Origin of the sequence: Mycolicibacterium lutetiense, from assembly GCF_017876775.1 — a bacterium.
Taxonomy (GTDB): Bacteria; Actinomycetota; Actinomycetes; order Mycobacteriales; family Mycobacteriaceae; genus Mycobacterium; species Mycobacterium lutetiense.
In genome coordinates this window covers 3,131,532-3,144,440 of the sequence record NZ_JAGIOP010000002.1, presented here as the reverse complement: position 1 = coordinate 3,144,440, position 12,909 = coordinate 3,131,532, and the positions used below count along the sequence as shown (strand labels likewise).

The 12,909-nt window shown below is 66.5% G+C and carries 13 protein-coding genes; 5 read left to right on the top strand and 8 right to left on the bottom strand.

Features of this window, described 5'->3' with window-relative positions; genetic code table 11:
• Window positions 1-59 precede the first annotated feature (59 nt).
• The 4 genes from JOF57_RS24365 to JOF57_RS24350 are packed head-to-tail and all read right to left on the bottom strand — an operon-like array spanning window position 60 to window position 3,980.
• On the bottom strand, window positions 60-2,435 hold the full coding sequence (locus JOF57_RS24365; protein ID WP_209921168.1) for an ATP-binding cassette domain-containing protein: 2,376 nt from the start codon (window positions 2,433-2,435) through the stop codon (window positions 60-62).
• Window positions 2,436-2,438: 3 nt separating this feature from the next.
• Window positions 2,439-2,849, bottom strand: coding sequence for a VOC family protein (locus JOF57_RS24360; RefSeq protein ID WP_209921164.1), 411 nt, complete (start codon window positions 2,847-2,849; stop codon window positions 2,439-2,441).
• A 5-nt stretch (window positions 2,850-2,854) separates the two neighbouring features.
• Window positions 2,855-3,289, bottom strand: coding sequence for a helix-turn-helix transcriptional regulator (locus tag JOF57_RS24355; RefSeq protein ID WP_209921161.1), 435 nt, complete (start codon window positions 3,287-3,289; stop codon window positions 2,855-2,857).
• A gap of 16 nt (window positions 3,290-3,305) precedes the next feature.
• Entirely contained in the window at window positions 3,306-3,980 is a 675-nt protein-coding gene (locus tag JOF57_RS24350) for an ArsR/SmtB family transcription factor (RefSeq protein ID WP_209921158.1), read from the bottom strand.
• A gap of 45 nt (window positions 3,981-4,025) precedes the next feature.
• On the opposite strand from JOF57_RS24350, the gene JOF57_RS24345 reads away from it, so the two are divergent.
• Window positions 4,026-5,279: an MFS transporter gene (locus JOF57_RS24345; protein ID WP_209921155.1), complete on the top strand. Its 1,254-nt coding sequence runs from the start codon at window positions 4,026-4,028 to the stop codon at window positions 5,277-5,279.
• On the opposite strand, the gene JOF57_RS24340 is transcribed toward JOF57_RS24345, so the two are convergent.
• Together JOF57_RS24340 and JOF57_RS24335 are read right to left on the bottom strand one after the other, a co-directional pair.
• Window positions 5,276-6,517 (bottom strand): PQQ-dependent sugar dehydrogenase, encoded by a 1,242-nt coding sequence (locus tag JOF57_RS24340; protein WP_209921153.1) that lies wholly within the window; start codon window positions 6,515-6,517, stop codon window positions 5,276-5,278. The two genes, JOF57_RS24345 and JOF57_RS24340, sit on opposite strands and share 4 nt — an antisense overlap.
• Window positions 6,495-7,217 (bottom strand): pirin family protein, encoded by a 723-nt coding sequence (locus JOF57_RS24335; RefSeq protein ID WP_209921150.1) that lies wholly within the window; start codon window positions 7,215-7,217, stop codon window positions 6,495-6,497. Before JOF57_RS24335 ends, JOF57_RS24340 begins: the two co-directional genes overlap by 23 nt.
• A gap of 71 nt (window positions 7,218-7,288) precedes the next feature.
• Here JOF57_RS24335 and JOF57_RS24330 point away from each other — a divergent pair, with 71 nt between their 5' ends.
• On the top strand, window positions 7,289-8,065 hold the full coding sequence (locus JOF57_RS24330; RefSeq protein WP_209921146.1) for an SDR family NAD(P)-dependent oxidoreductase: 777 nt from the start codon (window positions 7,289-7,291) through the stop codon (window positions 8,063-8,065).
• Between the two features lie 75 nt (window positions 8,066-8,140).
• On the opposite strand, the gene JOF57_RS24325 is transcribed toward JOF57_RS24330, so the two are convergent.
• On the bottom strand, window positions 8,141-9,265 hold the full coding sequence (locus JOF57_RS24325; RefSeq protein ID WP_209921143.1) for an NDMA-dependent alcohol dehydrogenase: 1,125 nt from the start codon (window positions 9,263-9,265) through the stop codon (window positions 8,141-8,143).
• A gap of 214 nt (window positions 9,266-9,479) precedes the next feature.
• Here JOF57_RS24325 and JOF57_RS24320 point away from each other — a divergent pair, with 214 nt between their 5' ends.
• On the top strand, window positions 9,480-9,983 hold the full coding sequence (locus JOF57_RS24320; RefSeq protein ID WP_209921130.1) for a VOC family protein: 504 nt from the start codon (window positions 9,480-9,482) through the stop codon (window positions 9,981-9,983).
• Between the two features lie 25 nt (window positions 9,984-10,008).
• On the opposite strand, the gene JOF57_RS24315 is transcribed toward JOF57_RS24320, so the two are convergent.
• Window positions 10,009-11,034 carry a sigma-70 family RNA polymerase sigma factor gene (locus tag JOF57_RS24315; RefSeq protein ID WP_209921127.1) on the bottom strand — a complete coding sequence of 342 codons (1,026 nt, stop codon included), beginning with the start codon at window positions 11,032-11,034 and terminating at the stop codon, window positions 10,009-10,011.
• Window positions 11,035-11,078: 44 nt separating this feature from the next.
• Between JOF57_RS24315 and JOF57_RS24310 the strand changes: the two genes are divergently transcribed.
• Both JOF57_RS24310 and JOF57_RS24305 read left to right on the top strand, forming a co-directional pair.
• Window positions 11,079-11,918: an alpha/beta hydrolase gene (locus JOF57_RS24310; protein WP_209921125.1), complete on the top strand. Its 840-nt coding sequence runs from the start codon at window positions 11,079-11,081 to the stop codon at window positions 11,916-11,918.
• Window positions 11,915-12,898 carry a hypothetical protein gene (locus tag JOF57_RS24305; RefSeq protein WP_209921123.1) on the top strand — a complete coding sequence of 328 codons (984 nt, stop codon included), beginning with the start codon at window positions 11,915-11,917 and terminating at the stop codon, window positions 12,896-12,898. Before JOF57_RS24310 ends, JOF57_RS24305 begins: the two co-directional genes overlap by 4 nt.
• Window positions 12,899-12,909 lie beyond the last annotated feature (11 nt).

Below are 12,909 nucleotides of genomic sequence, written 5' to 3'. Positions count from 1 at the left end.
ATTCGACAATAAGTTTGGGGATTGACACGAGAAAGTTCGGGTCCCCGGACAATGTTGGCTCAGGTACCCACATATTCGGCGAGATGCTGACCGGTCAGCGTGGCCCGGTTGGCGACCAGATCCGCCGGGGTGCCCTCGAAGACGACGCGGCCGCCGTCGTGCCCGGCGCCCGGGCCCAGGTCGATGATCCAGTCGGCATGCGCCATGACCGCCTGGTGATGCTCGATCACGATGACCGACTTCCCCGAATCCACCAACCGGTCCAACAGTCCGAGCAGCTGCTCGACGTCGGCAAGATGCAAGCCGGTGGTGGGCTCATCGAGGATGTACGTGTCCCCCTTCTCGGCTCCGGTATCGCCGAGCCGAGCAGCCAGCTTGAGCCGCTGCCGCTCACCGCCCGACAGCGTGGTCAACGGCTGCCCCAGGGTCAGATAGCCCAGGCCGACATCGGCCATCCGGGACAGGATCTTTTGTGCGGCAGGGACTTTTGCCTCACCCTCACTGAAATACCGCTCCGCCTCGGTGACCGGCATGGCCAGCACCTCGGCGATGTCGCGTCCGCCGAGGGTGTACTGCAGCACCGAGGCGCCGAACCGCTTACCCTCGCATTCCTCACAGGTGGTCTCGACGGTGGCCATCACCCCGAGGTCGGTGTAGATGACGCCGGCACCGTTGCACGTCGGGCAGGCACCCTCGGAATTCGAGCTGAACAGGGCCGGTTTGACGCCGTTGGCCTTCGCGAACGCCTTGCGGATCGGTTCGAGTAACCCGGTGTAGGTGGCCGGGTTACTGCGCCGCGAGCCCCGGATCGGGCTCTGATCGACCACCACCACACCGTCGCGACCGGCCACCGAGCCGGCGATCAACGAACTCTTGCCCGAGCCTGCGACTCCGGTGATCACCACCAGCGCGCCCAAGGGGAGGTCGACGTCCACGTCGCACAGATTGTGGGTGTCGGCACCGCGGATCTCCATGGCCCCGTGGGCTTCCCGCGCCACGTCCTTCAGGGCCGCGCGGTACCCCAGGTGGCGTCCGGTGACGGTGTCGCTGGCCCGCAGATTCGCCACGCTGCCCTCGAAGACCACCTCGCCGCCGGCCGAGCCGGCACCCGGTCCCAGGTCGACGACATGGTCGGCGATCGAGATGGTCTCGGGCTTGTGCTCGACGACCAGCACGGTGTTGCCCTTGTCCCGCAATGCCAGCAGCAGGTTGTTCATCCTGGCGATGTCGTGCGGGTGCAGGCCGATGGTGGGCTCGTCGAAGACGTAGGTGACATCGGTCAGCGAGGAGCCCAGGTGACGGATCATCTTGACGCGCTGGGCTTCTCCACCGGACAGGGTGCCCGCAGGGCGGTCCAGGGACAGATAGCCCAACCCGATCTCGACGAATGAGTCCAGCGTGTGCTGCAATGCCGCCAGCAGCGGCGTGACCGATTGATCTTCGACCGTTCCGAGCCACCCGGCCAGATCGGTGATCTGCATCGCGCAGGCCTCGGCGATGTTGACGCCGTCGATCTTCACCGAGCGCGCGGTCTCCGACAGTCGGGTGCCGTCACACTCCGGGCAGGTGGTGAACGTGACCGCACGCTCGACGAACGCCCGGATGTGTGGCTGCATGGCCTCGACGTCCTTGGCCAGGAACGACTTCTGGATCTGCGGGATCAGCCCCAGATAGGTCAGGTTGACTCCGTCGACCTTGAGTTTGGTCGCCTCTTTGTGCAGTAGTGCGTCGAGCTCCTTCTTGGTGAACTTGTTGATCGGCTTGTCCGGATCGAAGAATCCGCAACCTCGGAAGATCCGGCCGTACCAGCCGTCCATGCTGTAGCCCGGGATGCACAGCGCACCCTCGTTCAGCGATTTGGTGTCGTCGTACAGCGCGGTCAGGTCGATGTCGTTGACCGCGCCGCGACCCTCACACCGCGGACACATCCCGCCGACGATCTTGAAGTCACGCCGTTCCTTGACGGTCCGACCACCCTTTTCCAGCGTCACCGCCCCCGCCCCGCTGATCGAGGCCACATTGAACGAAAACGCTTGCGGTGAACCAATATGCGGGCGGCCCAGCCGGCTGAACAGGATGCGCAGCATCGCCCCGGTATCGGTGGCGGTGCCGACGGTGGAGCGCGGGTCGGCACCCATCCGCTTCTGGTCCACGATGATCGCGGTGGTCAGCCCGCCGAGAACGTCGACCTCGGGCCGCGCCAGGTTCGGCATGAAGCCCTGCACGAACGCGCTGTAGGTCTCATTGATCAACCGCTGGGATTCGGCGGCGATCGTGTCGAACACCAGTGAGCTCTTGCCCGACCCCGAGACGCCGGTGAACACCGTCAGCCGGCGCTTGGGCAACTCGATGTCGACGTCCTTGAGGTTGTTCTCACGGGCACCGGTGACTTTGATCAGATCGTGGCTGTCGGCGGGATGGGTCTTGGCGCTCATCGGCTAGGGCAACTCCTGGATACGGACCATGTTTCCGGCGGGATCGCGAAAGGCGCAGTCGCGCACACCGTACGGCTGCGCGGTGGGTTCCTGAACCACCTCGACGTCTCCGGCCTGCACCTTGTCGAAAGTACCGTCGAGATCTTTGGTGGCGAGCAGGAGCGTACCGAGGGTGCCCTTGGCCATCATCTCGGCGAGCATGCGGCGCTCGTCGTCGGTGAGGCCGGGGGTGGCCGAGGGCGGGTACAGGACGACGGACGTGTCGGGCTGGTTCGGCGGACCGACCGTGATCCAACGCATCCGGTCCTTGCCAACGTCGAGGCGGACCTCGAAGCCGAGGACGTCGCGATAGAACGCGAGGGATTCTTCCGGATCGTCGAGCGGCAACATGCTTGAGTGAATGGTGAGTTCCATGCTTTTCACGCTAGGTGCAGGCGGGTGGCGGGCGCTTCTCGATTCCTGATCGGTTTGGTGACCTGTTTCTCCATGCACGACGGCAGGCCGTCGGTCACCGCGGCGGTCTGCTCGCGGTACCGGCTGGGCGGGATGCCGACGAGTTCGGTGAACCGGGTGCTGAACGTGCCGAGAGAGGAACAGCCGACGGCAAAGCAGACCTCGGTGACCGACAGGTCGCCGCGGCGCAGCAGCGCCATCGCCCGCTCGATCCGACGGGTCATCAGATAGGAATACGGCGACTCGCCGTAGGCGATCTTGAACTGCCGCGAAAGGTGCCCGGCGGACATATTGACCCCGCGGGCAAGCGCTTCGACGTTCAGTGGCTGCGCGTACTCGCGGTCGATGCGGTCCCGGACCCGGCGCAGCAGCTTGAGATCGCCCAGCTGTTGGTCGGCCACATCGGCGATCGTACGTCTAGGGCGCGGTGCTGACCGGATGCCCGGCGAGCCGCCATTCCACCATTCCGTCGTTGAGGCGGATGGCGCGGCGGCCGTCGGCGGTCAGGGTCCGTACGGCGTCGTGCGCGTACCCGCAGTACTCACCGCGGCAGTAGACGACGATGTCGGCGTCGGCCGGCAGTTCGGTGATGCGCTCGGCCAGTTCATCCACCGGTATCGAGACCGCGCCCGGGATGTGTCCGGCAAGAAACTCCTCGCCGGGCCGGACGTCGAGCACCACCACACGCGGGCCGTCGTCCTCGTCATCGATGCGGGACCGCAACTCGTCACACTCCATGCCGATCCCCGCCGGCCCGCCGAGGTAGGTGTCACGAGCCGCGCTGACCTCGGCCCGGCGACGGTCGGCCACCGTGCGCAGCAGGACCAGCAGCTGCGCGACGTCGTCGCCGGCCAGGCGGTAGTAGATCTTGACGCCCTCGCGACGGGTCTCGACGAAGCCGGCCTGTTTGAGACCCTGCAGGTGCGACGACGCGGTGGTCAGGTTCAGGCCTGCCGCCCGGGCGAGGGCCTCGACACTGCGTTCAGCCTGGCTCAGCAAGTCGAGCAGCTCGAGTCTGCTGGCGTGGGACAGCGCCTTGCCGCTCGTGGCGAACTCTTCGTACAGACGCGTCTTCGCTGGTGAGCGATCCATGACGCCATTATTCCATAATTTCATGGAATACCGTACAGTCGTGGAATGCGATTCGCCGACCGCGTCGAACTCGGCCTGCGGGAAAACTGGCTGCAGTTCACCCTGTTGGTGATCGTCAACGTCTGCGTCGGCGCCCTGGTGGGTCTGGAACGCACCACCGTTCCGCTGATCGGATCCGAAACCTTCGGGCTGACCAACGATCTGGCCGTGTTCTCATTCATCATCGCCTTCGGAGTGACCAAGGCGCTGACCAATCTCGCCGCCGGGGCGCTCACCGCGCGATTCCGCCGCAAGCACCTGCTGCTCGCCGGCTGGGCTGCCGGGATCCCGGTGCCGTTCATGCTCGCCTGGGGTCCGTCCTGGAGCTGGATCGTGGCGGCCAACGTGCTGCTCGGCCTCAACCAGGGTCTGGCCTGGTCGATGACGGTCAACATGAAGATCGATCTGGTGGGTCCGGAGCGGCGGGGTCTGGCCACCGGACTCAATGAGGCCGCCGGCTACGTGGCAGTCGGTGCCACCGCCCTGCTGACCGGATACCTCGCCACCGCGTACGGACTGCGCCCGGCCCCCGAGCTCATCGGTGTGGTGTTCGTCGTCGCCGGGCTCGCGCTGTCCCTGGTCATCCGCGACACCGCCGCACACGTCGCGCTGGAACTGGAGCGGCACCCGCACCCGGCTCCCACCGGCGACGGGGGATTACGAACGATCTTCGCGCGCACCAGCTGGGGCGACCGCAGCCTGCGGGGCGCCAGCCAGGCCGGCCTGATCAACAATCTCAACGACGGTCTCACCTGGGGTGTGTTCCCGCTGTTGTTCACCGATCACGGACTGGGCCTGGCCGCGGTCGGGCTGATCAAAGGGCTCTACCCGCTGCTGTGGGGGCTCGGCCAGATCCCGACCGGGCACCTCGCCGACCGGATCGGCCGCAAACCCCTCATCGTCGCCGGAATGCTGGTCCAGGCAGCCGGATTCGGGTTGGCTCTGGCGCTGCTGAACTGGCCGATGCTGGCCGGTGTCACCTCGGCGATTGCCCTCGGTATCGGCACTGCGATGGTCTATCCAGCGCTGATCGCGGTGGTCTCCGATCACGCCCACCCGAGTTGGCGGCCCAATGCCCTTGGTACCTACCGGTTCTGGCGCGATACGGGCTACGCCGTGGGCGCCCTGGTGGCCGGTGCGATGGGGAACTGGCTCGGGCTGGAGTCCGCGGTGGTCGCGGCCGGGGTGCTGACTGCGATCTCCGGCCTTCTGGCGGCCCGGTGGATCACCGACCGGCCCCGCGCCGTCGCTGACCTCTAAGCCGGTGGAGCCAGGCGATACACCGCGCCGGCGTAGTCGTCGGTGATGTACACCGCGCCGTCGGGGCCGGTGACCGCGGCCACCGGGCGTCCCCACCGCGAGCCATCGTCGGCCTGGAAGCCGCCGACCAGGGTCTGCTGCGGGCCCAATGTGCCATTGTCCCAACCAAAGAACGACACCTCGGGTGCCTGTGGCGACTGCCGGTTCCATGAGCCGTGCACCCCGATCAACGCGCCGGGACCGTAACCGGGGAGTTCGGTGAAACTCATGCCCAGCGGGGCGGAATGTGCGGGCAGTGTCTGCTCGACCGGTGCCAGTGCGGCACAGTCCAGCCGGCTGCCGTCGGCGTTGGTCTGCATGTCCCGGATGAAACCGGCCGGCGGTGCCCCGTCGGGATTGCAGTACGGCCAACCCAATTCGCGTCCCGGTGTCAACTTGGCAACCGACTCGGGCGGATTGTCGTCCACATAGTCCTGCCGCACCCGGCCCTGCGGATCCGCGACGTTGTCGCGATTGTTCACCGCCGTCCACAGTGATCCATCACCGGCGAAGGCCAGGCCGGTTCCGTTGCGCACCCCGGTGGCGAACGGTGCTGCCGGCCCACCGCCGGGCGGCACCCGCATGACGCTGGCCCGCGGCGGGCTTGCGCCCCGGTCCTCGGCCGAGATGTTGCCCGTCGAGCCGATCGAAAAATACACCGCATCATCGGATCCCACCGCGACACTCTTGAGTGCGTGGGCATAGGCGCCGTGCAGGTCGGGACTCTTGGCGTCGGGCAGACCATCGGCGATGGTGCGGCGGTTGACGGCCCGGCCGTCGACGTAGTCGTAGGCGTCGATCCGGTTGCTCTCGGCCACATACAGTGTCGGCCCGGCGAATGCGAGGCCGTGCGGCTGCTCCAGCCCGTCGAGCAGGGCGCCCCGGTCCGGGCGCACCGTCAGCACCTGCCCGGTGTCCGGCACCGACACCAGCAACGCGCCGTCCGGCGCGAACGCAGCCATCCTGGCCTTGGGCACCCGGGCGATCACCTCGATGGTCCAACCTCGGGGGATCAGGGCCCGGCGAGGTTCGTCGAGTGGGGCCTGGGCGAGATCCTCCGGCACCTTCAGCGGCGCAGCTGCCGGCCCGGCAGGCGGTGCGCTCGACGACGGTGGTGCGGTGTCCAGGCCTGTCCCACACGCGGCCAGGGCGACCGCGGTGATCAGCGCGATCGCGCTACGCGCCGCCCAGACCCGCATTCATCTCCCAGACCAGGACCTCCGCTGCGGTGTCCGCGGTGACGCGTTGTCCGCCCGAATCGGTGAGCCGGGCGGCGTCGCCCTCGGTTAGCGGCCCGGATCCCTCCAGCGTGACCGCGCCGCGCGCGACGTACAGGTGGACGTAACGCGCCTGCGGAAGGGTGACCGAACCACCGGGTCGCAGGCGCGCCCCGTACAGCGTGGCATCGCGGTTGTGCAGGGTGACCGCCGCGTCGATGGCGCCGGAGGCGATCGGCGTCAGCCCGTCGGTCAACTCGATCTCCTGCTGCTGATAGCTCGGCGTCACCCCGGCCGTATCCGGCAGAACCCACATCTGCACGAAATGCACGGGCTCGCTGTCAGATCCGTTCTTCTCCGAATGCTGCACGCCGGTGCCCGCCGACATCCGCTGGGCCAGACCCGGGTAGATCACCCCGGAGTTACCCATCGAATCCGCGTGCGCCAACTGACCAGACATCACCCAGGTGACGATCTCCATGTCCCGGTGCGGGTGGGTATCAAATCCGGCCGCCGGCGCCACGATGTCGTCGTTGTTCACCAGCAACAGGCCGTGGTGGGTGTTGGCCGGATCGTAGTAGTCGGCGAAGGAAAACGAATGCCGCGACTGCAGCCAGTCGGTCGTGCTCGCGCCGCGGTCCGCGGAGCGCCGGATGTCGACCATGGACGTCCCCGAAGCCATGGAGTCAGCCTACCGACGGTCTTAGCTGACCAACCGGTGGTTCGGTTGGGCCGGGGCTTAGTGTGTTGGGCGTGGAACTTAACGGAGCAAGCGCCATCGTCACCGGTGGCGCATCAGGTATCGGCGCGGCGACTGCCCGCCAGTTGGCCGCCAAGGGAGCCCGCGTTGTCGTGGCTGACCTGCAGGCAGACAAGGGCGAGGCCCTCGCGCAGGAGATCGGCGGCGTCTTTGTCACCGTCGACGTCACCAACACCGACCAGATCATCGACGCGGTCAAGACCGCAGCGGACCTCGGCCCGCTGCGCGCACTGGTGAACTCGGCCGGCGTCGGCTGGGCGCAGCGCACCATCGGCAAGGACGGCGAGTTCTCCTCGGCTCACGACCTCGGTCTGTACAAGAAGGTGCTCGACATCAACCTGGTCGGCACCTTCGACTGCATCCGCATCGCGGCCACCCAGATGAGCAAGAACGAGCTCACCGACACCGGCGAGCGCGGCGCGATCGTCAACATGACCAGCGTCGCGGCTTTCGACGGCCAGATCGGCCAGGCGGCCTACTCGTCGTCCAAGGGCGGCGTGGTCGGCCTGACCCTGCCGGTGGCCCGTGATCTGTCCGCTGTGGGCATCCGGGTCAACACCGTGGCCCCCGGCCTGATCGACACCCCGATCTACGGCGAGGGCGAGGGGTCCGAAGCTTTCAAAGCCAAGCTCGGTCAGTCGGTGCTGTTCCCGCACCGCCTCGGCAAGCCCGACGAGCTGGCCTCCATGGTCGTCGAACTGCTGACCAACTCGTACATGAACGCCGAGGTGGTCCGCGTCGACGGCGGCATCCGGATGCCACCCAAGTAACTCTCGCGACCAGACAGAGAATCGCACTTTTCCCAAGGGAAAAGTGCGATTCTCTGTCTGCTCAGTAGTGCGGAACTACCAGTCCGACTCGTCGAACGTGATGACGCCGCGAATGTTGTTGCCGTCCAGCATGTCCTGGTAGCCCTGGTTGATGTCCTCGAGCTTGTAGGTCCGCGTGATCATATCGTCGATATTGAGCAGGCCCGACTTGTACAGAGCCGTCAGGCGAGGAGTCTCGACGTGCGAGTTACCACCACCGAAGATGTTGCCCTTCAACGTCTTCTGCAACATGGTGAACAGGAACAGGTTGAGCTTGACGTCGGCGTCCATCATCGAACCCATGCCCGTCACCACGCAGGTGCCGGTCTTGGCGGTGAGGATCATCGCCTCTTCGATGTACTCGCCCTTCATGTCGCCCACAGCGATGATGACCTTGTCGCCCATCAGGCCGTACGTGGTCTCCATGACCGGCATGATGGCCTCGGCCATCGACGGGTAGACGTGGGTGGCGCCGAACTTGATGGCCTGCTCGCGCTTCCACTCGTTCGGGTCGATCGCGATGACCTGCTTGGCGCCCGAGATCACCGCACCCTGCAGCGCGCTCATGCCGATGCCGCCGACACCGACGATGATGACGGTCTCGCCGGGCTTGACGTCGGCGACGTTGGTGGCCGAACCGAAGCCCGTCGGCACCGCGCAGCCCATGATGGCCGCGGTTTCGAACGGGATGTCCTTGTCGATCTTGACGACCGAATCCTTGTGCACGGTCATGTATGGCGCGAAGGTGCCGAGCAGGTTCATCGGCGACACCTCACGGCCACCGGCGTGGATCCAGCTTCTGCCGTCGGCGATTGCCTTGCCGCCGAGCAGGACCGCCCCGCGGTCGCACAGCGAGCGGAAGCCCTTCAGACACGGCGGGCAGCCGCCACAGGCCGGGATGAAGGCGAGGATGACGTGATCGCCCTCTTCGATGCCGGTGACGTTCTTGCCGACCTTGGTGACGACGCCGGCGCCCTCGTGGCCGCCGAGCGCAGGCAGCGCCATCGGGGTGGCACCGGTGGTCAGGTGGTAGTCCGAGTGGCACATGCCCGCGGCATGCATCTGGATCTGCACTTCGTCCGCGACGGGATCGTCGAGGTCGATCTCGTCGACCTGGAATGGCGAGTTGAGTTCCCACAGCAGGGCGCCTTTGGTCTTCATGGAAGGCAATAGTAGAACAGGTTGCAATACTGAGAGGTAACCACCCTCTGACCTGGTAGTTTTCTTGCTTCGTTTCGTTGTCGGGTGGCGCGTTGGGGCCGTTGTGGCCACTCGGTAGCGCCGAATGGCCAGTTATTGCACGGGTCGGGCGGATTTGTGTGCGTCAAGTGGCCACTCGGCGATGAGAACTACGACCGCGGCGGGTCTACCTCACATGACCCAGAACAAACCGCACATCAGCGCAAGCATCGTCCCCAACCTCTGGTTCGACCGCGAGGCTGAGCAGGCCGCGCAGCACTACATCGCCGCGTTCGGCGGCAACGGCCGCGTCCTCAACACCGTCGCCTCGCACCCGGATTCGCCGTCTCCGCAGGATGTGCCGGTGGTGGTCGAGTTCGAGCTCTCCGGGCAGCGCTTCGTCGGCATCAATGGGGGCCCGCACTTCCACTTCACCGAGGCCGTCTCCCTGGAAGTACGCGTCGACGGCCAGGAGCAGCTCGATCAGATCTGGGCGGCACTCGTCGAGGGCGGGGAGGAACAGCCCTGCGGCTGGCTCAAGGACAAGTACGGGCTGTCCTGGCAGATCACCCCGACCGACTATTTCGACCTGCTGGCCAAAGGCGATGACGCGGCCAACGGCCGGTTGATGTCGGCGGTGCTGAAGACCTTCGGCAAGTTCAACATCGCCGCACTGCAGGCGGCTTACAACGGTTCGTAGCCGCGGGGATATCGCCCAAGGCGCGTCAGAGTGATGCCGGCAGCCCGAACTTCTCGAACAACGAGGGCTCCATGAACGCCACCACACGCGAGATGCCGTCCTTGCCGATGTCGAGGACATGGAGCTGAAAGGCGTCGTGCCGGCCTGTCCCGGGATTGAGCAGGTACATCGCTGCGGCGGGCTGACCATTGGCGCTCGTTGCGACGAACCGCATGTCCCCGGGCTTCTCGGCGGGGCACTTGTAGCGGGACAGGTCGCCGATGGCCTGCGGCCCCTGATACCAGGTATCGAACGGCGGCATCTCCCAGATCGCCTCGGCGGTGAACAACTCGACCAGCGTGTCGATGTCGTAGGCCTCGAAGGCGGCCATGTAATTGCGCAGCAGCTTCTGTGCGTGCGGGGAGTCGGGCGGGTCGATCGCATCATCCTGACTGGGGCCCACCGCGTTGAGCTGGGCTCGGGCGCGCTGCAGCAGGCTGTTGACTGCCGCCGTCGAGGTTCCGATCGCCTCACCCACTTCGGAGGCCTTCCACTGCAGTACCTCGCGCATCACCAGCACCGCGCGTTGGCGGGCCGACAGGTGTTGCAGCGCGGCGACGAATGCCAGCCGCACCGAATCACGCGTCCCCACGATCGTGCTGGGATCCGCCGGGTCGTCGGTGGAATCGGGGAGCGGCTGCAGCCACGGGATCTCGTGGTGTTCGGAGATCTCATCGGTGGGCGAGGAACTCGGATTGCCCAGGCCGGACGGCAGCGGCCGGCGTTGCCTGCCATCCAACGCTGTCAGGCACGTATTGGTGGCGATGCGATACAGCCAGGTGCGCACCGAGGACTTGCCCTCGAAACCTCCGTACGCCTTCCAGGCGCGCAGGTAGGTTTCCTGCACCAGATCCTCGGCATCGTGCAACGAGCCGGTCATCCGATAGCAGTGGGCCAGCAGCTCGCGGCGGTAGCGCTGGGCGTCGGCCAGGAATGCATCGGCCGGATTGTCATCTTCGAGGCGGTGAGCAAGGACCGTCACATTCGCGAGCTTACGCAGCAGCACCGACAACTACGACCGGATAATGTCCGACCAGTGCGGCTACGCTCGCCAGGGTGACCAGCACGCGCAGTGAGCAGACCTTTGACGGCGTCGACGGGGTCCGCATCGTCTACGACGTATGGACGCCCGACATCGCGCCGCGTGGCGTCGTCGTCCTGTCCCACGGCCTGGGCGAACACGCCGGGCGGTACCACCACGTCGCGCAGCGGTTCGGGCAGGCGGGGCTGGTCGTGTATGCCCTGGACCACCGCGGTCACGGCCGCTCCGGCGGCAAGCGGGTGTACCTGCGTGACATGTCCGAGTACGTCGGCGACTTCCACACGCTGGTCGGCATCGCCTCCGCCGAGTACCCGCAGCTCCCACGCCTCGTGCTGGGGCACAGCATGGGCGGCGGCATCGTGTTCACCTACGGCGTCGAATATCCCGACGAGTACTCCGCGATGGTTCTGTCCGGTCCGGCGGTCGCCGCCCAGGCATCGGTGTCCTCAGTACTGGCGGTCGTGGCCAAGGCGCTCGGCAAGATTGCGCCCGCGCTGCCGGTGGAGAACCTCGACGCCAATGCGGTGTCCCGTGACCCCGAGGTGGTCGCGGCCTACAACGCCGATCCGTTGGTGTGGCACGGCAAGGTCCCCGCAGGCATCGCCCGGGCGCTGATCATCGTGGGGGAGACCATGCCGCAGCGGGCTTCGGCCCTGACCGCGCCGCTGCTGGTGGTGCACGGTGAGAAGGACAGCCTGGTGCCCGTCGAGGGCAGCCACCGCCTGGTCGAATGTGTGGCCTCCGAAGATGTACACCTCAAGGTTTACCCCGGTCTGTTCCACGAGGTGTTCAACGAGCCCGAAAAGGAGCTGGTCCTCGACGACGTGACGGCCTGGATCGAGACTCACCTGTGAGAAGGCTTGTAGCAGCACTGCTTTCGGTGCTGCTGGTGGCTGGTTGCGGGGTCGAGGAGTCGGAGGAGGCTCGGCAACCCACGTGGACCGATACCGACGTCACGTTCGACGCCGATGGTCTCACCATCCACGGCACCTACCGGACCAACGGCGTGTCGGGGCCGGCTGCACTGCTGATCTCGGAGAGCGGACCCACCGACCGTAACGGCGACAACAAGGTCGTCGGCCCGATAGGCAACATGCGCCAGCTCGCAGAAACGTTGTCGGACAAGGGTGTCGCCACCCTGCGCTACGACAAGATCGGCACCGGCGCCACCAAGCTCGGTCCCTTCGAGAAGAAACCCACCGAGGTGGTCAGCGGCGTCTACACCGCCGGCGCCGCCGCCGCACTGCGTTTCCTGGCCGCGCAGCCCGACACCGACGCGGCCAAGCTGTCGATCTACGCGGTGGGCGAGGGCGCCATCCACGCTATGACGCTGGGTGGTGCCGCTGATCCGAAGGTCGGATCGCTGGCCCTGTTTCAACCGCTGTCCGGCCGCTACCTGGACATCATCACCAATCGGGTACGTGCCGGGGCCACCCCCGAGGTGCTGACCGCCTGGGTGGCCGCGGTGGACGAGATCCGCACCAAGGGGACCGTGCCCGCCGATCTCCCCGAGGGCCTGAGCGCGATCGTCAACAAGAACAACCTCAACGCCATCGTCGCGGCCGACAAGATCGACCCGCTGGAGCTGGCCGCTGCGCTGCCCGACGGTATGCCGGTGCTGCTCACGTGCTCGGACTCCGACGCCCAGGCCAGCTGCGACACCGAACGCCCCCTGATGGGCGCACTCAAGCACACCGCACTCACGGTGGTCGAGCTCAAGGGCGTCAACCACGTGTTGCGTGACGATCCCACCGACAACATCGCCGACTACGGCAAGCCCGGACCACTGTCACCCCAGGTGGTGGACGCGGTCGGGAGCTTCGCCGCGAAATGATGTCAGAGTGG